This window comes from Coleofasciculus chthonoplastes PCC 7420, assembly GCF_000155555.1.
GTDB lineage: Bacteria > Cyanobacteriota > Cyanobacteriia > Cyanobacteriales > Coleofasciculaceae > Coleofasciculus > Coleofasciculus chthonoplastes_A.
Window position 1 is genome coordinate 78,010 of sequence record NZ_DS989856.1, and the last position, 23,212, is coordinate 101,221.

The 23,212-nt window shown below is 45.5% G+C and carries 15 protein-coding genes and 1 pseudogene; 5 read left to right on the forward strand and 11 right to left on the reverse strand.

Annotated elements, in window-relative coordinates:
- Positions 1-39 precede the first annotated feature (39 nt).
- The 9 genes from MC7420_RS21420 to iscB all read right to left on the reverse strand — a co-directional run bounded on the left by MC7420_RS21420 (position 40) and on the right by iscB (position 14,652).
- Positions 40-1,098, reverse strand: a complete 1,059-nt coding sequence (locus MC7420_RS21420) for a chemotaxis protein CheW (RefSeq protein ID WP_006102909.1) — start codon at positions 1,096-1,098, stop codon at positions 40-42.
- Entirely contained in the window at positions 1,095-2,207 is a 1,113-nt protein-coding gene (locus MC7420_RS21425) for a CheR family methyltransferase (protein WP_044208779.1), read from the reverse strand. The genes MC7420_RS21420 and MC7420_RS21425 overlap by 4 nt, the downstream gene beginning before the upstream one ends.
- Positions 2,208-2,225: 18 nt before the next feature.
- Positions 2,226-3,293: a chemotaxis-specific protein-glutamate methyltransferase CheB gene (cheB, locus tag MC7420_RS21430; protein WP_006102986.1), complete on the reverse strand. Its 1,068-nt coding sequence runs from the start codon at positions 3,291-3,293 to the stop codon at positions 2,226-2,228.
- A gap of 109 nt (positions 3,294-3,402) precedes the next feature.
- Positions 3,403-7,590 carry an Hpt domain-containing protein gene (locus MC7420_RS21435; protein WP_006102874.1) on the reverse strand — a complete coding sequence of 1,396 codons (4,188 nt, stop codon included), beginning with the start codon at positions 7,588-7,590 and terminating at the stop codon, positions 3,403-3,405.
- 198 nt (positions 7,591-7,788) lie between these two features.
- Entirely contained in the window at positions 7,789-9,669 is a 1,881-nt protein-coding gene (locus tag MC7420_RS42770; protein WP_006102853.1) for a methyl-accepting chemotaxis protein, read from the reverse strand.
- Positions 9,670-10,841: 1,172 nt separating this feature from the next.
- Complete coding sequence (gene lspA, locus MC7420_RS21445; protein ID WP_006102995.1) at positions 10,842-11,390, reverse strand: signal peptidase II; 549 nt, start codon at positions 11,388-11,390, stop codon at positions 10,842-10,844.
- A gap of 175 nt (positions 11,391-11,565) precedes the next feature.
- On the reverse strand, positions 11,566-12,150 hold the full coding sequence (locus MC7420_RS21450; RefSeq protein WP_006102882.1) for a biotin transporter BioY: 585 nt from the start codon (positions 12,148-12,150) through the stop codon (positions 11,566-11,568).
- A 29-nt stretch (positions 12,151-12,179) separates the two neighbouring features.
- Positions 12,180-13,295: a biotin synthase BioB gene (gene bioB, locus MC7420_RS21455; protein ID WP_044208869.1), complete on the reverse strand. Its 1,116-nt coding sequence runs from the start codon at positions 13,293-13,295 to the stop codon at positions 12,180-12,182.
- A gap of 73 nt (positions 13,296-13,368) precedes the next feature.
- A complete protein-coding gene (gene iscB, locus MC7420_RS21460; protein WP_044208782.1) occupies positions 13,369-14,652 on the reverse strand; it encodes an RNA-guided endonuclease IscB in 1,284 nt (427 codons plus the stop codon).
- Positions 14,653-15,240: 588 nt separating this feature from the next.
- On the opposite strand from iscB, the gene pstS reads away from it, so the two are divergent.
- From pstS to pstB, 4 genes are all read left to right on the forward strand, one after another.
- A complete protein-coding gene (gene pstS / locus MC7420_RS21465) occupies positions 15,241-16,380 on the forward strand; it encodes a phosphate ABC transporter substrate-binding protein PstS (RefSeq protein ID WP_006103067.1) in 1,140 nt (379 codons plus the stop codon).
- 229 nt (positions 16,381-16,609) lie between these two features.
- Positions 16,610-17,560: a phosphate ABC transporter permease subunit PstC gene (pstC, locus tag MC7420_RS21470; protein ID WP_006102878.1), complete on the forward strand. Its 951-nt coding sequence runs from the start codon at positions 16,610-16,612 to the stop codon at positions 17,558-17,560.
- Positions 17,561-17,624: 64 nt separating this feature from the next.
- Positions 17,625-18,536: a phosphate ABC transporter permease PstA gene (gene pstA / locus MC7420_RS21475; RefSeq protein ID WP_006103070.1), complete on the forward strand. Its 912-nt coding sequence runs from the start codon at positions 17,625-17,627 to the stop codon at positions 18,534-18,536.
- Positions 18,537-18,652: 116 nt separating this feature from the next.
- Complete coding sequence (gene pstB / locus MC7420_RS21480; protein WP_006102965.1) at positions 18,653-19,480, forward strand: phosphate ABC transporter ATP-binding protein PstB; 828 nt, start codon at positions 18,653-18,655, stop codon at positions 19,478-19,480.
- 96 nt (positions 19,481-19,576) lie between these two features.
- Here pstB and MC7420_RS21485 read toward each other — a convergent pair whose 3' ends face one another.
- On the reverse strand, positions 19,577-21,019 hold the full coding sequence (locus MC7420_RS21485) for an ion transporter (RefSeq protein WP_006102898.1): 1,443 nt from the start codon (positions 21,017-21,019) through the stop codon (positions 19,577-19,579).
- A gap of 125 nt (positions 21,020-21,144) precedes the next feature.
- On the opposite strand from MC7420_RS21485, the pseudogene MC7420_RS42775 reads away from it, so the two are divergent.
- A pseudogene (locus MC7420_RS42775) lies at positions 21,145-21,243 on the forward strand (Uma2 family endonuclease); the annotation flags it as partial.
- 92 nt (positions 21,244-21,335) lie between these two features.
- Here the strand turns inward: MC7420_RS42775 and MC7420_RS21495 are convergent.
- Entirely contained in the window at positions 21,336-22,700 is a 1,365-nt protein-coding gene (locus tag MC7420_RS21495) for an IS4 family transposase (protein ID WP_006103068.1), read from the reverse strand.
- Positions 22,701-23,212 lie beyond the last annotated feature (512 nt).

Genomic DNA, 23,212 nt, shown 5'->3' on the forward strand with positions numbered 1-23,212 from the left:
CCCGCCCCGACTTGACATAAGACGAATGACCAATAACAATCAAACCGCTTGCTCAACGATTAAGCCACCATTCAAGAAAATTTTCGGTACATCCAGAATGCTCATCATTTTTTCAGCATAGACCGCTTCCCCTTGCAAATAGTCAGGATTTATGCTAGTTGTTTCAGGAGTCACGGCGATGACTTGGAGCGGATTCAGCAGGAACATCGATTCACGCACATCTTCCACAATCACACCCGCCAAAATCTCCTCCACCTCCACAATCAGCGCTTTGGAACTTCGGGTTATCGCGGTTAAGGGCAATTTCAACACCGGGCGAATATCGACTAAGGTGACAATTTCCCCACGCAGATTCATGTTTCCTACAATATGAGGGGGACAACAGGGAATCGGCGTCACCTGTTGGATATCGGTAAACTCCCGTACAACGCCTAAATCAATCCCGAATAACTGATCATTTAAGACAATAATCGTTAACGGTTTGACACTGGTTAAGTCTTGACTCTCGAAGGGAAGCTTGAGATTATTCGCTCGTTCTCGGAAAATGTCTCGTTCTTCGGGTGTCGCATTTGCAGCAAATACGGCTTGTTCGGTAACGAATTCTCCACTCGATTGACTCCGGTTAAGTTCTTGGCTGAGATAGTTCTCCACTAATTTAAACGTGTGGCTATCTATCGCGCTTAACCAATTCTCTGGATCACTTAAAATAATGATATCACCTGCATGGCGGGTGAGTCCACCAATGACGCCGTTTTCGCTAACGGTTTGATTCGGCTCAAGTTCAGTAGTAATTTCATCTGATGAAATTGTCAGGACTTCACAAACCTGATTCACAATAATCCCAACTTTGGTTTTTTCTCGTCTTAGAACGATAATACTGTCGGTTAAACGGTAGTTGGATGATTGTAAGCCAAGACTCTGATTAAAATCGATAACGGGTATCATTTCTCCCCGCAAATTGACCACGCCAATCATTTCATGCGGCGCTTCGGGAATGGATATTAATTCTGGGAGAGGAAAGACTTCCTCCACGTAAGCTGTACTGATACCATACAGCCGATCATTTAAACCAAAGCTAAAATAGGAATTGTCTGTCATGGGGAGTCTGGCTCGATACTATTTAAGGAGGATTGGAGTTGTTTAATCAGTTCAGATGGCGTCAAATTGCCTAATTTTTGTAGGGGGGTATTGGGTGGTAACTGTTTGAGCAGATTCAAGGCGACATGCTGCATTTTAATCGTGTTTTTCTCTAGGTCATGTTCGAGTGTTTCCGGATTAAAGGTTAAGGTATAATCGTCTTCAGTATCCCAAGTCAGGGGACTAGGGACATCACCTACAGGGGTATAAACTAAACTCTCGGTTTGACGTTGATACACCAAGGATTCGGGAAAAACATTGGTTTGAAACTGCTTTAAAAGTTGACCATACAGTTCAGAATGCCCGGTGATCAGATAGCCTAAAGGTTGGAGGGCGTGGTAAAACTTATCCAAGGCTTGGGCAATGGCGGAGGATTCAAAGTAGATAAAGACATTTCGACAAATAATTAAATCAAACGCCTGTAAATCTAAGTGAGGTTGGGGGAAAGGATCTTTGACTAAGTTGATCTGTTGCCATTTCACTAATGATTTAACGTTGTCATCAATGTGGTAGTGATTATCAATACGTTTAAAATACTCGTGTTTGATCTTGGGATCAATACTTCTTAATGACCAAGCCCGATAAATTCCTTGTTTGGCTTTGGCTAGCGCCTCTTGATTAATATCGATGCCAAAAACAACTAAATTCCAGCTATCAATATCCGGAATCAGTTCATTCAGCATAATCGCCAGGGAATAGGGTTCCTCTCCGGTTGAACATCCCGCACTACAAAGCCGCAGGGTTTTATCCACCTGATGACGCTGAATTAGTTCGGGTAATATTTTAGTTTTGAGCAATTTACATTGTTCTTTATCCCGAAAAAAGTAACTTTCCAGATTCGTCAGCAAGACAACCAATTTTTTCCACTCTTGATTAGCTTCTCTGGTTTGACAATTGAGCAGCAAATAATAATCTTCCGGAAAGGTTAGTTTAATTGCTTTCATTCGGGCGAATAGTTTGTCCGTTAAGTTGGCTTGATCGCGTTCTCGAATCACCAAACCCGTATGTTGAGCAATTAAGCGAATAAAGGCTTGTTTTATTTTAGGAGTTAACTGGTTGGGTGTTGACACATTTATTACCTAATCGGTTTACTGTAGAATCGACTGTTTTTGTAAAAGTTCCAGCAACATTGGCGCGATCGCGTTCAAAGGTAGGACTTCTCTAGCTCCCCCTAATTCAATGGCTTCTTTGGGCATTCCGAAGATGATTGATGTGGCTTCATCCTGAGCAATGGTTAAACCCCCCGCTTGGGTAACTGTCAGCATTCCTTTTGCGCCGTCTCTGCCCATTCCGGTTAATAATATGGCGGTTGTTTTCTTGCCATAAACTTTGGCGACAGACTCAAATGTGACCGTTGCTGACGGGCAATGTCCGTCTAAAGGTACGGTATCTGAACAGACAAAATTACCCTGCTTATCTAATTTTAGCTGACGTTGTTCTGGAGGAAAATAGATGATTCCTGGTTGCGGTTTATTTCCAGATTCGGCAATTTTGATCGGCAATTTACAGGTGGGAGCTAACCAATCAATTAAGCCTTGTAAAAATCCCTTACAAATGTGCTGCACACAAAGTATGGGAACCGAAAAATTGGCGGGAAGTTGCGAAAAAATTTCTTGCAATGCTGGAGGTCCGCCCGTTGATGTGCCAATGGTAATTATTTTAGGCTTCGGGTATGATTTGGTTGGAGCCGTGGTCAGATTGTTCAGATTAACGGCTTGGTGTTGCAGCGAATATCTGCGTTTTCGTTTGAAAACCCTAACCCCAGAAATGACACTAATTTTATTAACTAATTCCCGTTTAAATTCTTGGTTTTCTGTGGTTAAACCAGCCAATGGTTTGGGACAAATATCGACGGCTCCGGCTTCGAGGACATCAAAAATATGATGGGTATCTTCCTGTTGTACCGACACACTCAAGACTAAAATGGGTATAGGATTATGACGCATGACTTCAGTGGTTAATTCCAACCCATCCATCTGCGGCATGTGTAAGTCGGTACAAATCACATCGGGTTTAACTTGAGGTATTAGCGCCAATGCTTCTAACCCATTTGACGCTTCTCCGACGACTTTAAGTTGAGGGAATTCATTGATAATTCGTCTGAGAATGACTAGGGAAATTTTGGAGTCTTCTACTAATAGAACTTTAATCGTCATTGGTCATTTGTTAGTTGTTTAAGGGTTTGTAGTTAGCGCTTCAGCGCTGATGGCACTAAAGTGCCGACTACGAACGAACGAACGAACGAACGAAGAAACCTTCACTCAATTAAACCAATCGGCTGATGGTTTCTAATAGAAACGCTTGGTTGAACTTACCTTTAATAATGTAAGCGTCCGCTCCGGCTTCTGCACCCCGTTGTTGATCAGCTTCTGAATCCAAGGTGGTGACTAAAATAATCGGTAAGTCTTGATATTCCGAATGCTGGCGAATCGTGGCGGTTAAAGATAACCCATCTAAATGAGGCATTTCCACATCAGAAACTACGGCATCAAAATGACGGCTTTTAAGTTTGGTATAGCCATCTAATCCATCAACCGCAATTACTACTTCATACCCCGCCCCTTCTAAAAGTCGTCGTTCTTGCGTTCGCACTGGGAGAGAATCTTCGACTAAGAGAATTGTCGGTTTCGTTTGTAGAACCGTATTGGCTTTAACCGAAACTGTTGCGGGACTTTGTTGTTGTCCCGACTTAACTAAATCCGCCGGATTGAGAATCATACAAACGTCCCCAGTGGGGAGAATCGTTGCACCCAAAATATTTTTCACCCGCTTTAATAACGTACTTTGGGGTTTGAGAGGGATTTCTTGGGTATCCAAAAGTCGATCGACTAAAAATCCGGAAACTTCATCACCAACCTTGAGTAAAATACACGATCGCAACTCAGATAGCGGTGTTTCTTTTTTGGTGATCAGGGCGTAAGCGGGAGAGTTCGAGAGTTCCAAGACATTGGCAAGATTGGCGACGGGAACCCTTTGACCTTGCCAGTTTAACGTCTCCCGCCCATCAACGGTTTCTATTTCATCTGGGGAAAGGAGTAAACTGGTTTGGACGAATTCAATTGGGAGGGCTTGAACAATTCCCTGAACCTCAACAAATAAGGCATTAACGGTGGCTAAGGTGGTGCGAAGTTGGATGCGGAATGTACTACCTTGATTGGGAGTTGATTCGATCGCGATCGCGCCTTTGAGTCGTTCAATGTTTGTCTTGACAACATCTAAGCCAATCCCTCGACCCGAAATTTCAGTAATAAAGCTGCGGGTGGAGAATCCGGGGGTAAAAATTAGGTCATAAATTTGACTGGGATTCATCCTCTCTAGTTCATCGGGTTGGTAAAGCTTCCGTTTAATGGCGGTTTGCTTAATTTGGTCGATATCCAGTCCTCGCCCATCATCAGCGACTTCAATGATAATCGTATTACCAATTAAACTACCCCGCAGCCAAATTTTTGCTACTGGCGGTTTACCTAATTTTTCCCGTTCTGCGGGTGTCTCAATCCCATGATCGATCGCGTTCCGAATTAGATGGGTTAAAGAGTCTTTAATATCTTCCAGAATAGTTTTATCCGCCGTCGTCTCTCCCCCTTCAATAATTAACTCCACCTGTTTCGATTGTTTGCGGGCTAAATCCCGCACCATACGGGGAAACAACTGGAAGATAGTAGACAGAGGTAACTGGCGTAGGGTTTGAATTCTCTCCCGTAAATCCTCTGCAATTAAATCGAGGTTAGAGGTATTTTCCTGGGTGGCGGTGCGTAAGGCGGTAATTTTTTCATCTAAGCGTTCTTGGAATGGGTTAACGTCTGTGGCTGTCGCCTCACCGGATTGACGATAAAAGGCTTTCCACTCTTGCCAAAGTGTCACCAGTTCCTCAATTTCTGACGCCGTGTATGCAACACGAAGTTTCGTGACATTTAATTCCTCCGCTTGCGCCATTAACCCATCTAAATCACGAGTAGGAACCCGAATCGTATCAATCCGGTAGGTGTCACTTAGGGCTGGGGTTTTGGGTACTGGCGGTTGGGTGGGAAGGGGTTTAACGGGAGTCGATCCAGCATCAGGTAAGCTAGGGAGAGAAACATCGAGTAATTGGTTGAGAACCGCCGTAGTATTCACACCCTGATATTGACCCGTCACCGCTTCCTGTACGAGCTTACCCATCGCATCCAATCCTCGATACAAGCGATCGCTAATATCTGGGGTTAAGATAGTAGGCTGGAGTTTAATCCCGCCCAAAATCTCTTCAACGTGGTGGATTAAGGCTTCCACGGGTTCAACGCCCGCGCTTCTAGAGTCTCCTTTTAAACTATGGGCTTCGCGCAGTAACTCATCTAAGGTGGTTGAGTCATCCGGCTGCTTTTCTAATTGCAGTAATCCCGCTTCTAGCTTCTGTAAGCGTTCAAGGCTGGCGAGTTTATAAACATCCCGCATTTCCTCATCGTCAATAAACGTGGCGCTGAGGGGAGGTTGAGAGGATGAAGATGGGACATTGGGTAACCCGACAATCGTGACAGAATCCGGACGAGAGGATAAAGGCGTGGGAGTTTCGGAGACAGGAATCACCGGGGGAGATTGGGCTGATGCTTCAATGGCGTCGATTAATTGATTCAGCACTTGCGCCGTATCCACACCCTGAGGTTGACCCGTTACCGCTTCCTCGACTAAGCCACGAATGGCTTCTAATGCATCATAGAGGCTTTCACTGACTTTGACCGTAAAACCGAGTTGTCGATGTTTGATGCGATCGAAAACTTCTTCGATATGATGGACAAGGGTTTCCACCGATTCGACGCCAACGCTACGAGAATCGCCTTTGAGACTATGGGCTTCCCGCAGTAATTGATCTAAAGTAGCTTGGTCATCGGGATATTTTTCTAAATGCAGTAACCCGGCTTCTAAAATCTGCAACCGTTCGCTACTGGCGAGTTGATACACCTCTCGTAATTCATCATCATCGATATAACTTTCGGCGAGTTGGGGTGGGGGAGACGGTTGAGGCGAGGTGGGTTGGGTTCCGTTATCGGTTGTCGGCTCAAGGGTATCGGTAAAACCCGCCCCGACAAGCCCTGGTTCGGCTTGACTTGGAGATGCTACAGCCGATTGTTGGCAATCCTCCAGCACCAGCATAAATTGTTCTAGCACCTGAGTGGTATCCACCGCACTGGGTTGACCGGTTATCGCTTCTTGGACTAATTTACTAATTGCCTCTACTCCTTGATGTAAGGTTTGGTTAACATCTGGGGTAAACGCTGTGGGTTGGGATTTAAGGTTCTCGATAATTTCTTCTAGAGGATGAGCCAGAATTTCCACCGATTCCACGCCAACGCTGCGAGAATCGCCTTTAAGACTATGAACTTCCCGGCGTAACTCCTCCCAGATAGCGTCGTTGTCTGGGTTTTGGGCTAAATCATTTAACCCCGTTTCCAGGCTGTGCAATCGTTCACCACTGGTAAGTTGATACACCTCTCGTAATTCATCATCGTCGATATAGCTTTCGGCGAGTTGGGGTGGGGGATCAATACGACTCGGATAAACTTCCCCAGCTTCCCCAGCTTCCCCAGCTTCCTCTTGAATGGGAGACGCAACCGTCGATGATTGGCAATTTTCCAGCACTAGCATAAATTGTTCTAGTACCTCAGTGGTATCCACCGCACTGGGTTTACCTGTTACGGCTTCCTGGACTAATTGAGTAATTGCCTCTACTCCTTGATGTAAGGTTTGGCTAACATCTGGGGTAAACGCTGTGGGTTGGGATTTAAGGTTCTCGATAATTTCCTCTAGGGGATGAGCCAAAATTTCCACGGTTTCCACGCCAACGCTACGAGAATCGCCCTTAATACTATGGGCTTCTCGGCGCAACTGTTCCCAGATAGCTTCATCGTCTGGATTTTCTGTCAAATGACGCAACCCAGCTTCTAGACTTTGTAATCGTTCACGACTAGCCAGTTGATAAACGTCTCGGAGTTCATCATCGTCGATATAGCTTTCGGCTAATTCAGATGATTCAGCGCTCATATCCTCTCTCTCTAGAGGTTCTGGTGGAATGTCTTTAGCTGCGGCGTTCTCTGCTGGTTGAATAGCGAGTTGTTTAAATTGATCCAATATTTCAGCTAAATTGACGCCGCTTGGTTTACCTGTTATCGCTTCAGCAATTAAAAGACGAATTGCATCTAATACATGATCAAGACATTGGCTCACTGACGGCGAAAAAACCAGCTTTTGGCGTTTAATCCGTCCCAGAGTCCATTCCATGCGATCGGCAAGGGTTTCTACAGCTTTAACCCCTAGACTTTTAGAGTCTCCTTTTAAGCTGTGAACATCTCGCAGCAACTGTTCTAAGGTTGTTTCATTCTCTGGATTTTTTTGTAGATGGTGCAAACCGACAGTAAGTTTCTCTAGACGTTCTTCACCCGCCGTTTTATACAACGTTCGCAATTCTTCATCGTCTATGATCATGATTCGTCTTATGTCTTATGTCATTCGTCATTTGTCTTATGTCTTATGTCTTATGTTATTTGTTAGGGAACAGGGAATAGGCAATAAGGAATAGGGAATAGGGAATAGGCTAATGGGCTATAGAAATTTTGTTCCCCAGCTCCCCCTGCTTCCCCTGCTCCCAGACGTGCCATGGCACGTCTCTACATCCCTGCACAGTTAAACCATCTCTTGCAATTCCAAGGAGGTTTCGTTCAGTTGCTGAGTCCCGATCTTGGTTTGATTAATCCCTGTGGCGGTTTCTTTTGCACCCTTATTAATGGTTTCCATCGCCTCGACGACTTGTTGAATCGCATCGACTTGCTGTTTTAAGTTCAGGGATATTTGTTGGTTATTTAACACCACTTTGTCCACCGCATCGGCTACCCCGGTGAACGCTTCATTAGTTTTTTGGGCAATTTGTACACCAGATGCCACGGTTTTTGTTCCTTCATCCGTCACCATTACTGTTGAGTTAATCGCGCTTTGAATTTCGGAAACCAGAAGACCAATTTTGTCAGCGGATTGTTGACTTTGATCGGCTAATTTGCGAATTTCATTGGCAACCACCGAGAAGCCTTTGCCATGTTCTCCCGCCCGCACTGCTTCTACTGAGGAATTGAGGGCTAACATGTTGGTTTTGTTGGCTAATTCAGACACCAACTGAGAAATACTACCAATTTGATTTGCCTGTTCAGAAAGACGAACAATCTGTTGTGCGATCGCGCCGACTTTATTCTCCAGGGTGTACATCCCTTCCAGGGTTTCACCGACTGCTTGGGTTCCTCCCTGAGTCAGTTCCAACGCTTTCTGGGCGGCGGATACAGCAGCCTTGGCTTGTTCTGCAGATTGTCGGGAGGAGGCTTCTAACTCATCCATGGTAGTAGTCGTTTCATTCACTGAAGCCGCTTGCTGACTCGCCACCCGTTCTTGTTCTTCTAAGGTGGAAAAAATCTCTTGGCTAGAGGTGGAGATACGAGTCACAATTTGTTTAAGTAAATCTGCTAGTTGACTTGTCCGGAAAACGCCCACGGGTAGCACGGCGGCGAGAGAGATTAAAATAATCAGCGTCGCTACTACTTTAAACGCCGTCACAGAGGCAAAAATTGTGCTTTTGGGAACGGTACGGATAGCCACTAAAAAGCCAGGTTGATTCGGTGCTGGATCAACGGTAGCGTAGCTAATGAGTTCATTACTTCCTGTACCAATTAATCCCTGTCCGCCTTGGAGAATTTGCTCAACAATTTGGTCAGAATAATCCTTCGCCAAGGTTTCATCATTGCCCAGATCAAATCCCCATTCTTTCTCATCATCAGGGTGAGAGAGATAGTAGCCCTCTGCATTAACCAGTAAGGCGGTTTCGCCCTCGCTTAAATTGGCATCCTCGATATATCTGAGAAACTTGTTAGCAAAAACATTGGCAATCACAATTCCCTGTTTTGTACCGGCTGCATCAGCAACAGGTGTGGCGTAGCGAATTACTGGTTTAAACGGGGTTTCGATTTTTCCTTGTTCTTGATTTAAGTTAACCGGGGAGACATAAACCTCACCTGGCTCCAGTTTCATCGTTTCCACAAAATAGCCGCGATCGCCCTTATTTTGTAACTCCGATTCGGGGATAATTGTCGTCGTCGTTCCATCGGAATCAACCCTGACTATTTCCTGACCATTTTCGTCAAGAAACCGAAGCTGCATATATTGAGACTTCGCCTGCATTAGACTCTCAAAAATGGTCTGGGCTTGGTCTACCCAAACATCAGCCGATTGATTGCCTTCGGAAGCCGTTTCTGAGCGAATAATCCCTTGAATAGCGGGAATCTTGCTCAGGAATAAGACATCCTCATTAATCCCCTCTAAGACAGCATCAATATTTTCGGCATCATCAGTAACCCTGTCCTCAAGTTTAGTTTCTGAGACTTCGGATAAAGCAGTCGAGGACGAAAATATTCCATAAAGTCCCACAATTGAGACGGGAATAAGACTGCTTAAAAACAGCAGCAATAAGATTTGATTTTGAAGCTTTTTCTGGTTGGTTAAATTTTTGAGAAATTTTGCCCACATGGCTGGTTACCTACCACTCTAGATTCCGTTGAACAAATCCATCTCCCTTCCGGAGATGGGAGGCGAAAAAATACAGTCCATTCATTTCCTTCCTTGGAAACCCCCTAGTCCTCTGTTTTGCCAGATTAGGGGGGATGGGTTTTTACCCGAATAGTCTTAGCACAGGGATGAAATTGGTTACATCTTTACCGATAAATTCACTCAGGGCATTTTTCCTAAAGGATAAGCCAAACGTATGCTGCAAAATCGTAAGTCTGTCAAGGTGTAGGTCATCGCAGGATACTTGCTGTTTAGTTCAGTTGAATCCAAGTTTGCTCGTTCAACATAATCATAGATAACCCTGGTTTAGCCAATCTGTAGGATGAGAGCTGATCATCGTTTTTGGCTGAATTGAGAATAGAAAGTCAGCCTGTTCAAAAATGCTGGGTTTGAGCAATATTGAAGCCAAATAACCTGACGAGGTATTGGCTTTGATTGACATAGATTCTAGAGGAGCGTTTAACCCAGACTACTAGAGATACCCAGTTTTTTATCTTATCAGACCATTGCCTACATCATTCCTATGCTATTGCACTGGATTGATTTTTGGCAACAATTTTATCAATTGTTTATAATTTATGAATAAAAAATAAAACACATTATTTAAGTTAGTATATTTTACGTTAACAGGATTAAAAGATTGTGTTTAGCCTAATAAGTCTCTATATAAAAATACGACTTATCCAGCAAAAGCTTAGAAAATTGTCATACAAAACAACATACGCTTGTCATACATTTAGTGACAATGTATTACGATAAATAGCATCAATACAAAAGCAGGTTCGTAGTAGGGGCTTTAGCGCCTAATTTTATAGGTTTTCCGGGCGTAATTCTAATTCATCAAATTAGCTGTGTCACGCTACTACTGTCGTGGCACAGCTAAAATAGGGTTTTGTTTGTAGTAAGCACTTTAGTGCTATAACGCTTAGCTGGAGAGGGCTGAAGTTCCCTCACTACGAACCAATTCTAATTCATCAAATAAGGTGTGCCACGGCACTACTGGAAGGATGCTTCGCTTTTTGTTTCATGGGAGAAGGGGAACCTGATTCTCTTGCTCCCCTCTCCCCGGCGTGGGAGAGGGGCTGGGGGTGAGGGGTTGAGCTTAAGTTGACCTTTGAAACGGCACACTCAGACTACTTGTTTGAGTTAGCCGCCGATGGGCTTTGGCGAAAACTGATAATTAACAAACAGATAATCCCTAGATTAATAAAAACATCAGCAAAATTAAACACCGGAAAAGGCGCGAGTCGAATATGACGAAAATCGACTAATATAGGGAACTTGACAATCGGGAATTCCAGAAAATCAACTACACAGGTTAACTCTTTTCCATTAACGATACAATCATTAAAAAAGCGGTCAATTCCATTCCCTAATGCACCGCCTAAAATAAAGCCGTAGCCTAACTGCTCAATCGGTTTCAGCCGAGAGCCAAACCATGCCAACCCCATTAACCCCAGACTCACTGCCAGTGATAGCCAGCGCAGCCAAACTCCGCCCTGACTAAACAGACTAAATGCTGCCCCAGTATTGAGTACATAGGTTAAGTGAAAAACATCGGGAATCAGAGGCAAACTTTCGTATAAGGCAAAATTTTGTACCACTAAATATTTAGTCAGTTGATCCACAATTACACTAACAGCGGCAATTACCCAGAAGTAACGATTTTTTTTAAAAGGCATGGTTATAGTTAGGGATGGAAAAGATCTGACCCTTCGCTTGGCTCAGGGAACCTGGTTTGTAGGGGCGGGTTTAGGGACTGTCGCACAAACTATTGATGATTAATATTTTTTCAAAACCCGCCCTGATTAAATTTTGAATGAGAGAATTACTTGACCAATGACCAATGACCAATGACTAATAAAACAATAAATGCCGCAGGGTATACGCTACAACTGTAACCGCACAAACAATGGCTAACTGCCCTGGCAAAGGATAAATCGAGTATTTCAACATAGTATCCATCAACGATAAACCATCCCTACTTGTCATGTTCAAAATAAGATGAAAAATCGTTAAATAGCCTATTCCGTAAATATGGATTGTGAATAAACCACATAAGCAGCTAAACCCTAGGGATTCTAATCGCAAAGGCAGACGAAACGCCAAAAAACCACAAACCCAGGCTCCCGCAATAAATCCTAATAAATACCCAAACATGGGTTTTATTACATAGTCTAAACCCCCGCCTTGGTCAAAGACCGGTAAAATTAAACCTAAAACCACATAAGCAATTTGAGACAGGACACCTGCATTTTTTCCACCTAAACACCCAACAAGTAGAACCGCCCCAATCTGACAGGTAACGCCTAAGGAAATGGGCTGAATTCCTTGGCTTGACCAATCCCAGGGCGGATTTGTCACGAAGGCTTCTAAAAAGGTGCCACCGATAGTCAGTAATAAGCCAATTAAAGCCCAAACGAGTTCATGGGGAGCAGACACTTTTACGCGAATCGTCCTTAACTCCCCCTCTATACTTGCTGGGATTGATGCTCTCCGGGAAGCGGTGCTTCGCCTCCGGTTAAGCATAATGACTCTAACATGGCATGATCGTGTTCTGGTGGCTGTCCTAAAGTGGTTAGGTAATGACCAATTAACATGGCATTAATCCCGGCTTTCAATCCCAAGGCTTGGAGTTCGCCCATCACCGCTTCTCGTCCGCCAGCATAGCGAATGATTTGTTCGGGCAAAATCAGCCGGAAAATCGCGATCGCCTTTAGTGCTTGGTATGGATCAAGTTTTGTCTGTTCTCCCAAGGGCGTTCCTTGACGGGGATTCAGCAAGTTCAGGGGGACAGATTCCACCTCTAATTCCCGCAAGGCTAGGGCTAAATCTACCCGATCCTCCCAGGTTTCTCCCATTCCCAAAATGCCACCCGTACAAGCTTGAATTCCCGCCGCTTTCAGATGCTTAATCGTCTCGACGCGATCGCGCCAACGATGAGTGGTGACGATTTCCGGGAAAAAGTTCTCCGATGCCTCTAAGTTATGGTTATAGCGGGTAACTCCAGCTTCCTTGAGTGCCTGTGCCTGTTCTGGTGTCACTTCGCCTAAGGCGCAGCAGGGCTTAATCCCGGTTTCACTAATAATCCGCTGAACGGTTTCCAGAATTTGCTCAAATTCTGTGGATTTGGGGGATTGATATTTCGGTCCACGCCCTTGACTTACCAAACAAAAACGCTTTGCCCCTGCTGCATCGGCGGCTTTGGCTTGTGCCAGTATTTCCTCTGGGGATTTGAGTCCGTAAATAGGGGAATCCTTTCCTGGATGATGGGCAGATTGGGCGCAAAAGCCGCAGTTTTCTGAGCAGCTACCGGATTTAATGTTCACAATACTGCATAAATCCACGGTGTTACCGCAGCAGGCTTGGCGCACTTGATCGGCGGCTTCACACAGGAGCAGAATATTATCTTGTCCCTCTATCTGCGTCAGTTTCAGCGCTTCCTCTCGATTGATGCGATCGCCTGCGATAATCCGTTGGGCGAGAGCGTTGAGCCAGTCTCGCACTGAGGTGGGTACGGAGGCTGAGGAATTCGCCGTATCCGGATGGAGTGAATTGTCAGACTGTCGTAATGGCGTTTGAACCATCATAATTGCGGCAAGGGGGCGGACGTCTGTACCTGAACGGTCAGCGTCTGGGGAATTGCCGCCAACAAATAAATCAAGATGCATATTCATAGCCGTCAGCCTTGTGAATGGTTTTTAAATATTTCGGATGCACGTCGAAGCTTTTACCTCCTGTGGTTAACTTGAATCTCGGTCTGAATCGAATAGCGATTCGACCTGTGTAAGTTCCTGCATATTTTCCAGTTAGGACATTTGCTGTCACCAAGTCTCCGGTTTGGAAACATAAGAAAAACTTCTCTCGCGGAGCATGGCGAATTGGGAAACCAAATTTATTGGTTCCGCAACGTTGCCTTCTTCCGTGACCTTTGGCTTTGATAATCAAAGGTTTAATTCCGTTGAGAAGAAGTTTTTCAGGCGTTGAAGCACCAACACAAGCTGCATCGAAAGCGTGAGTTTTCTCAATTCCTCGGGTTTGACGGTTAAACTTTGTCAAACCCCCAGAACCTAACTCTACAGGTAAACCCGTTGATTGAAGTCTTCTGTACAGTTCCCAGCGAGTAGCATTAACGGCAGTGGCATCCTTAAGAGGTGCTTTGGCTTGAGCTAGAACTCGTTTCAGAACTTCAGGCTCCCTCTTCAAAAACTCCTCAATAGGTTGGTTCCCTTTATTTTGGTTACAGGAATGGCAACTCAGGCAAAGATTACTGACTCTATTTGAACCTCCCTTGCTTTTGGCGAGGATATGTTCAATCTCAAAAGGTACATTTTCAATGCCACAGTAAGCACATTTTCTGTTCCATTTGGCGAGTAAATACTCTTTGACCTCAAAACCGAACAGTTCACCTCTTTGGTACTCTATCCCGCTAATCTCAGGGTTTTGCTTATGCTGCAAATCGAACCTGACTAGCTCTTGAGAGATAGCGGTAATTGGGCAAAGTTTCCTGATTCGCCTCACCCAAGTTTCAATGTTGGCAATGCGACTTTCAAGAGATGGTGGCAACCATCCCTCTTTACGGGTTCTGTTTAAGAAACGAGGTTTGCGGTAACGGGTTTTACGATTACGTCTTCCTCTTCGCAATGAAGAGCGTGAATCAAGAGCGTCTTTAATTTGCTGCCCTCGGTGAGAGATTTCCAAGGCGTTTGTAACTCGCCCTGTCTCCTCTTGGACAACCGAAATTCCAGTAGTCTTGCTACCCGGGTCGATTTTGATTCTATGAAAATGAGTAACTGAATCTTCAATAACTCTATCCTGTAAAACAATAGTGAATGGATAGCGTTTAAATACTTTAGCCCTTCCTTTGTTCAGTAGTTCTCTTGCCCTGGCAGGGTGGCAGGGGTCAAGAGGTTTCAATTTTTTATCTAGTACGAAAACTCGCATTACTTTGAGACTCTCATTACTGGTAAAGTTTGCCTCGACGAGGTTAAGACTCGGTACTTTCTGAGTAACACTGGCTTTTCCGAATGACCTGTTTAATTACCCAGTTGTAGAGCTTGGAACTGGCACGCATCCCAAGGTACGAACTTTAACTCTTAGTCTTAACGGCTGCTCGGTTCGGCTCCGCTCACGCCCGCGAAGTCGAGGTGAGCCGTCTGGTCAACAGACTTTATTCAAGTCCACACCATACCCGATCAGGGTTGGTGTGCGGTAGTTGACGCTTAGACCCTCGCTTTGCACTTCGACGGTTTGGTTGTAATGTCACAACCGATAGAACCGCGACTTAACACTATACCGTATATCCGACATTCTGTCTTATACCAAGTTAGGGAACGGGGAACACCTCGACCCTTCGACAGGCTCAGGACATCGCTTCGCTCGGTGTGTCATGAGGAATCAAATTAATAACCGGGGTTTGGGCACCAAACCCCTACGGAAATTCAATTGCCACCTTGTTAACCTTCCCTTTACGAATGAGGAGTATCCTGCAAGAGACTTCCCATAGTGTAACTGTCTTTGAGGCTTAGTCAAATGGTGTTCCGTCTCGCTTTCATCAATCCAGCTCGTTTAGTTCGTTCAGTTTCTGTGCTAGTTCTAGCCGTTAGCTTAGCGGCGTGTGGAGGGCAGCAAGAGGCTGACACAGGTGGAGAAACCGATCAAACTGACATGGGTGCGGGTGATGACAAACTCGCCCTCGCTGAACCTGTAGCGCTAACCGGTGCTGGTGCATCGTTCCCCGCCCCGATCTATCAGCGTTGGTTCCAAGAACTCAACAGTCAATATCCCAAACTGCAGGTTAACTATCAATCCGTCGGCAGTGGTGCTGGTGTGGAACAGTTTACTCAAGGTACGGTAGACTTCGGCGCTAGTGATGTGGCAATGAAGGATGAAGAAATCGCGGAAGTCGATAGAGGTGTTCTGATGCTGCCGATGACAGCGGGTAGTATCGTACTGGCATACAACCTAGAAGGTGTAGAAGAATTGAAACTGCCACGGGATGTGTATGTGGATATTCTTCTGGGTAATATTACCAACTGGAATGACCCAGCAATTGCGGCGGCAAACGAAGGTGTAGAGTTGCCCGATCAGTCGATTACCGTGATTCATCGTTCCGATGGCAGTGGTACCACAGGTGTCTTTACAAAACACCTGAGTGCGATTAGTCCGGAGTGGGAAGAGCAAGTTGGCGAAGGCAAAACCGTCGAGTGGCCCACCGGGGTTGGCGCAAAGGGAAATGAAGGGGTTACGGCTCAGATTCAACAAACCGATGGTGCGATCGGTTATGTTGAATACGGCTACGCCAAGAATAATGACCTTAACTTTGCTGCTTTAGAAAACCAATCGGGTAATTTTGTCACGCCCAGTGATGAATCGGCGTCTAAAACCTTAGAAGCGGTTACATTACCGGAAAATCTGCGGGCATTTATTTCTGATCCTGAAGGCGAGGAATCCTATCCCATTGTTACTTATACTTGGCTTTTGGCTTACCAAGAGTATGATGATCCGGAGACGGCGAAATCCATAGAAGCAACAATTGAGTATATGTTGACCGAAGGTCAAGAAATTGCCCCAGAGTTAGGCTATGTGAAACTGCCGCCCAATGTGCGGGAAAAAGTGGCAGAGGCAGCTGATGTGATTAGCGACGAGTATGACATTGAGGTGAGTGAATAGCCTCACAGAAACGGATAGAGATAAGAGAGTTGGGAGTTAAAGTTCTTCCACTCAGTCGGGGCGGGTTGAAAAGAAGCAACGATAACCGTGAAACCCGTCCCCCCACACAACCCGTTTTCTGGGAAGATCACCAAGCGTCTTTCCCATCTGCTTCACTGCTTCAGATCCTAGGTTTGATCGGTTCACTGGTATCCTTTAATTTTCTAATATCGGTTCACTCTATTCAATTATGACTACACAAGCTGAGTCCAATTCAGCAGTCCTCCCCCAACGATCTGTCGGTGAAAAAACGATAGATCGGGGGTTTGTTTGGCTGGCTCGCATTTTGGCGCTGTCAGTCGCGGGTATTTTAATCTTCATCGCGATCACGGTGGGCATAGAAGCCTTACCTGCGATCCGAGAATTCGGTCTGAATTTTTTGGTCAACAGCGCTTGGAATCCCGTAGAAAATGAATATGGGGCGCTCCCCATGATCTATGGGACGCTGGTGAGTTCCGCGATCGCACTATTTTTTGCTGTCCCTCTGGGAATTGGCACCGCCGTCTTTTTGAGCGAAGACTTTCTGCCCAAATCAGCGCGGCTGACGTTGGTATTTATGGTAGAACTGTTAGCGGCGATTCCCAGTGTGGTGTACGGACTATGGGGTATTTATGTTTTAGTGCCAATCCTAATTCCGCTTGAGGAGTGGCTGCATAACAACTTCAGCTGGATTCCCCTGTTTAGTACAGAACCCACGCGGGTGGGGATGTTTCCGGCAGGAATTATTTTAACGATTATGATTTTGCCGATTATCACGGCAATTTCTCGCGATTCCTTGGCATCTCTACCTCCAGATTTGCGACAAGCGTCTCTAGGGTTAGGGGCTACTCGCTGGCAAACCATCTTTCGAGTTCTGATTCCGGCGGCATTTTCGGGCATTGTTGGTGGCATAATGTTAGGGCTAGGTCGAGCCATGGGAGAAACTATGGCAGTCACCTTGCTGATTGGTAATGCCAATCAACTTAATTTTTCTCTACTCGCCCCCGCTAATACGATTGCCTCCCTATTGGCTAACCAATTTGCCGAAGCCTCAGGTTTGCAGGTGGCGGCGTTAATGTATGCCGGATTCGTGTTATTTGTCTTAACTCTAATCGTGAACATTCTGGCGGAGTTGATTGTACGCCAAGTGAAGAAATTTTAAGTTCAGTTAAAACTCATGCGCCATGCCCAAAAAGTGAAGTGAAGGATCAAAACCTGAAAATTTTATGTCCGAGAATCTCCCCGATAAACAAGCTGAAGACTTTCCCACTCACAGTTTTACCCGTTCCTACACGAGTGGGCGATCGCTGTTTGGGATCATCATGACCATCTTAGCCGGAGCTTGTCTGGTTATTGCCTTAATCCCATTATTTGCGGTAATTATCTATGTGATCATCAAAGGGTTTAACCGCCTGAACTTAGACTTATTTACCGAGTTACCCCCAGCAGCGGGTTTATCCGGTGGCGGTGTAGGCAATGCGATTGTGGGGACGTTGATTGTCATCGCAATTGGGGCGCTGATTAGTGTTCCCATTGGGGTTTTAGCTGCCGTTTATCTATCTGAATTTAGTTCGGGTCCAATTGCTCGCTGGATTCGCTTTGCTACTAACGTCTTAAGTGGTGTCCCTTCAATTATTGCTGGAATATTTGCTTACGGGATTATCGTGCTTGGAGCTGGGTTCGTCCCTTGTTCAGGTAGTTTTTCCGCATTGGCGGGAGGCGTAGCTCTGGCGGTATTGATGCTACCGATTATCATCAGAACCACCGATGAAGCCTTACAAATTGTGCCTCAGGATGTGCGCTGGGCGTCTGTGGGTGTGGGAGCTTCGGAATATCAAACGGTATTGAGAGTGGTTCTTCCTGCCGCTTTACCCGCCATCCTGACGGGAACCACCTTGGCAGTTGCTCGCGCCGCTGGGGAAACCGCCCCGCTGATTTTCACGGCTCTATTCACCTTCTTTTGGCCCTCAGGACTATGTCAACCAACTCCCTCGCTAGCCGTGTTAGTTTACAATTTTGCCACCTCGCCTTTTTCTGATCAACAAGAACTAGCCTGGGCGGCTTCTTTACTCCTGGTAGCTTTGGTCTTATTAACCAGTGTAATTTCTCGTTGGGCAACTCGGAAAAGCATTTATTGAACTATGGATTACCTGATTAATCTATCCATTTCCAAGGGGAGATTGAAATTCAACGTCTAAACATGAAAACCAACTTATTGTATCCAAATGCAACCCAAAATTCAGGAAAAATTATTATGGAATCTAATCAAAAAGTAGCAAGTCCGAATCAAGGTAATGAACAATCAACAGAAACGGTTTTACGCACAGAAACCCTAGATATTTACTACGGAAAATTTTTAGCGGTCAAAGGGGTGTCTATGGCAATTCCCAAAAACCGGATCACGGCTTTTATCGGTCCTTCGGGTTGTGGTAAAAGTACCTTGATTCGTTGCTTCAACCGTCTCAACGATTTAATTGATTCATTCCACATTGAGGGTAAGGTTTACTATCGCCAGAAAGACCTTTATGACAAAAGTGTTGATCCGGTAGAAGTACGACGGCGGATTGGTATGGTGTTCCAAAAACCCAACCCATTTCCTAAAACAATTTATGACAACATTGCTTATGGTGCCAGGGTAAATAACTATAAAGGGGATCTAGATGAATTAGTGGAAAACTCCCTACGCGCTGCCGCTTTATGGGATGAGGTCAAAGATAAGCTGAAAACCAACGGGATGTCCCTATCTGGGGGACAACAGCAACGGTTATGTATTGCCCGGGCGATCGCTATTAACCCGGATGTGGTATTAATGGACGAACCTTGTGCGTCTCTTGACCCGATTTCCACCCTCAAGGTTGAAGACTTAATGCACGAACTGAAACAAAAATACAGTATTGTGATTGTGACGCACAATATGCAGCAAGCCACACGGGTTGCCGACATGACCGCCTTCTTCAATGCCAGAGCCACAGAAAAGGGTGGAAAACAGGGGTATTTAGTTGAGTACGACGAAACCGAAAATATCTTTCAAAATCCCAAGGAGGAAGCCACGAAAGACTATGTAAGCGGACGTTTCGGGTGACATCCTCCCACAGCAAATCGGAGATTATGCTGTGGGCTTCTATTCTTAGTTTGTAGTGCGTAGTTCGTAGTAAGGGCTTTAGCCCTTCTTTGAGATCTATTGCTTTTTAGCCTTAAGAACTCTCTCAATTTGGGGCTGGTGGCGAGCAATCACAACCAAGCGATCGCCCAACATGAGTTGTTCATCTTTGGCTGGGTTAACCAGAGTCTCTCGACGCCCCTGAGTTTGCCGTTCCACAGCAACTAAAATACTATCTAGCTCCTCTTTTAGCCATTGAGCCGCATTCCAGAATGAAATACCATTCCATTGCTGGGGTAGGGAAATTTTATAGATTTGGTTCCCCGTTTGCACAGTGAGCAATTCCGCTAACACATCCACAGAACCCCAGTTTCGCACTGAAGTCGCCATTAAATGACTCGCCAATTCATCCGCCACAATCACATCTTCCACTCCCGCTACTCGCAGTTGCACATTATTTTTGCCATCAAGAAGTTGAGCGCAGGTATAGATACCCGGATGGAGTTTTTCAATCGTTAATGCCGCTAAAACAGTTCGTGCATCCCGATCCTGATCACTGCGCGGATGGGTAGCATCTGCCAACAAAATAGCCCGTGAGGTGTGATAAATTCCCACCGCTTCTAGGACATCAATTGTCGTGTAATCTCCGGTATAGAAATAAATTTGGGAACGATTAACATGTTTCAGTTCTCGCTCCGGAGTTTGGATAAATTCAGCAACCACCACAATCGGATGGTGTTTTAAACTGGGATCGGCTTGCAGTTGCTCAATCAGCAGATGTCCACTGCGATTCCAGCCACAGATAACAATATGATCGCGTAGTTCGTCCAATTCCCAGTGTTTAATTTCCATCACTGTTCTCAATCGTTGTACCATGACGGCGGAAACGACACCCGTAAACATGGCAAACATCGTCAAGCCACCCAGGATTACTATGAGTGTAACCAATCGCCCCGCATCGGTTTGAGGTTCGCCGCCGATGGGTTCTCCGGATACAAGGGTAAAAAAGCTCCACCAGAGGGAATCCTTCACAGAGGCGAAATCCGGATTGGTAAACCCCTCTAGCAAGTGAATCGCGATCGCGCCGACTAAAATAATTAAACCGACAACCAGCAATACGCCAATCTGGACACCAATACTCGTGGCTAAGGTAGAGCCAAGACGATTTAAATTCTGATTGAGTAGGATTCCCACTCGCAATAGTCGTAGGAGGCGCAATACCCGCAACAGGCGAAAGGCTCGCAATAGGGGCAATACGGCAATAATATCTAACCAATAGTGGCGGAAGAAACGGCGTTTATTTTTAGCAGCAAAATAGCGAATTGTCAACTCGATAATAAAGATGCCCGTGAGTAGTTCTTGAGTCAGATAGACAAGTTTATAGGCTTGAGTGTTATTATCAAGCGTGACTTCCGCAATCACGAGAATTACAGAAAGCAGAATGAGAACGATTAGCGCCAGTTCAGTTTGGGGGGCATGGATAAAGCGATCCAAACGGGCTTGTAGGGTTTTGTTGGGCATGTTGAGGTATGAGAATCTCTCTTGACTTTAGAGACATTTATCTATACTGAACAATAACGCTTAAAAGGTCTTGTTCTATGGCGGTCAAAAACTCCGAAACCCATACATTTAAACAGTCCCAGGCAATGTCCAACCTACCGCCCCTAGAAAATGGCGATCGCTTAACTCGAAAAGAATTTGAGCGACGCTATCAAGCAACGACAACGATCAAGAAAGCGGAACTAAAACCCTTGATATACCGTAGGGTGGGCATTGCCCACCAGCATACCAGTCAGTGCCATTGAGCCTAAGTCGAATGGCACTGACTTAAGCTCAATCAGGCAACTAGCTGACGCTTGAGAACGTCGCGGGGTTGCTGCATCCAGCCATAAGGCTTGGGGCGTCGTTTCTTGAGTCGAGGTTCATAGCGATAGGGACGTTCTGGTAGAAGCTTGTCAGTCACTACAATCAAGAATGCGTCGTAAAGCTTTGCTCGCTTTTTAGCTCCAGCTTTGTAGAACTGGCAGCAGAAGTGGCTTAAATGCTGACGAGTGCCTTGCAAAGAAATACGCACTGGACAAACTCCAGCTTGTTTACCTGCCTGCCACATCACGGTTCGTAACAAGTTGTAAGCCAGAAGATGCACATAGATTTCTTTGCGAACCATTTCTGGAGTTTTCCCGCGCAGCATCTCCATACCTAAAGTGGTTTTGACATGGCGTAGATCTACCTCAACTTGCCAGCGCCACTGGTAAAGTTGAGCTAGCTTGGTTTTGGTATAAACCTGGGCATCTAGTAAGGTAGTAACCAAAATAATCTCTTTGGAGCGAAAGCCCTTTTGCTGAATTAGTAGATGGATTTCTCGCACCTGGACGTGAGTGGGAAGTTTGGCAAATTCATCCTGACTCATGCCCGTAGGACGGCGATGGGGCTTGCTCCAAGTAACGATGTGGTCTCCAATCCCTAGTTTTTTGCCCCGTCGAAAGTCACTTTTACGACTCTGATGTTTACGAAACACGGCATCAGCCGAGTATTGTTGGATGAGTACCAAGTCCACATAGCTGCCAAAGGCACGATCAGCTAACACGACATCATCAGGCATCAGCTTGGGATAGAGTTGGCGAGCTAGAGTCACTTCTCCTGTCCTAAACGGGGCAATCAATATTTCTAGAGCAGCTCCCGTTGCCAAGCTAAACATCACAACAATTTTGGCAATGGGAAAACCACACCCAAGTGTTTGATTACTGTGCTGAGGATATTCTGTTTGATTTAGTGGGGTATCGCTCATCACAACTGTTGAACCATCACAGAGTTTGACATGTCTATCGCACCATAGGTCTTCGGTTGTTGTTTGCTTCTCTAGCCCTTGGGCTGTTTTGCCTAATAGCCTCACCAGAAATTTCTCTGAGAGTCTTTTTCTGGCTTTCGAGTATCCTCCTGTGTCCGACGACGGAATCGCTTCTCCATCCGCTGCCAACCACGAAATAATGCGACTCACAGCATTTTGCAGGCTTTTATCTGTATCCAATACTTGAGACAGAAATGCCCACAAGGTAACGATGGGGTTAAACAGACGGTTACGATACTCTATCTTTTCGGCTTCTAAGGCTTCAACAAGGGTTGACTCCGGCAATAACTCCCGAAACGGCAGTCCCACACTGTTAGTAAATTGGCGCTTGAGAATTTCGACGCGATTAGGCATAGTAGAAACAAGTTATCGTTCATCTCCTAGGCAAACCATTCTTCAACTTCAGCCTAGGAGACTTTTGTACCATGTCTTGCTTAACAAGAGTGAGTAATCGCCAACTTCATGCTCCCTCTGTCGGGTGAGGGGGGACGCGATCGCGTGACCTTGAGTGTTTTTATCCTCTAATCCAATTTGGATTTCCACTGAGCAGACTGTCTATTGCAAAAATAGCGCGATACATTCGGAGGAAACAAGCTCCGCCAGCGCGAAGCGCTATTGATGTTTTCCCGTCGCCCTGACTCACATTACACCTGAATTTTTCTCTCACCGACAGATGTATGTAGTCCTATGGCTGGATCGCACAACCCCACGACGTTCTCAAGCATAAGCTAGCTGCCTGATTGAGCTTAAGTCAGTGCCATTCGACTTAAGTCAGTGACATTCTCTGATGAATTACGCTAAAGTCCTACTGGCGTGGCACACCTAAAATGGTTGATTAGAATTGTAGGGGCGCACGGCGTGCGCCC

Bases quoted from the DNA above. Each gene is read 5' to 3' on its own strand.
- MC7420_RS21485 (WP_006102898.1), bottom strand. From the start codon at position 21,019: ATGCCCAACAAAACCCTACAAGCCCGTTTGGATCGCTTTATCCATGCC.
- iscB (WP_044208782.1), bottom strand. From the start codon at position 14,652: ATGCGAGTTTTCGTACTAGATAAAAAATTGAAACCTCTTGACCCCTGC.
- MC7420_RS21435 (WP_006102874.1), bottom strand. From the start codon at position 7,590: ATGATCATAGACGATGAAGAATTGCGAACGTTGTATAAAACGGCGGGT.
- MC7420_RS21420 (WP_006102909.1), bottom strand. From the start codon at position 1,098: ATGACAGACAATTCCTATTTTAGCTTTGGTTTAAATGATCGGCTGTAT.
- pstB (WP_006102965.1), top strand. From the start codon at position 18,653: ATGGAATCTAATCAAAAAGTAGCAAGTCCGAATCAAGGTAATGAACAA.
- pstC (WP_006102878.1), top strand. From the start codon at position 16,610: ATGACTACACAAGCTGAGTCCAATTCAGCAGTCCTCCCCCAACGATCT.
- MC7420_RS42770 (WP_006102853.1), bottom strand. From the start codon at position 9,669: ATGTGGGCAAAATTTCTCAAAAATTTAACCAACCAGAAAAAGCTTCAA.
- bioB (WP_044208869.1), bottom strand. From the start codon at position 13,295: ATGGTTCAAACGCCATTACGACAGTCTGACAATTCACTCCATCCGGAT.
- cheB (WP_006102986.1), bottom strand. From the start codon at position 3,293: ATGACGATTAAAGTTCTATTAGTAGAAGACTCCAAAATTTCCCTAGTC.
- pstA (WP_006103070.1), top strand. From the start codon at position 17,625: ATGTCCGAGAATCTCCCCGATAAACAAGCTGAAGACTTTCCCACTCAC.
- lspA (WP_006102995.1), bottom strand. From the start codon at position 11,390: ATGCCTTTTAAAAAAAATCGTTACTTCTGGGTAATTGCCGCTGTTAGT.
- pstS (WP_006103067.1), top strand. From the start codon at position 15,241: ATGGTGTTCCGTCTCGCTTTCATCAATCCAGCTCGTTTAGTTCGTTCA.
- MC7420_RS21495 (WP_006103068.1), bottom strand. From the start codon at position 22,700: ATGCCTAATCGCGTCGAAATTCTCAAGCGCCAATTTACTAACAGTGTG.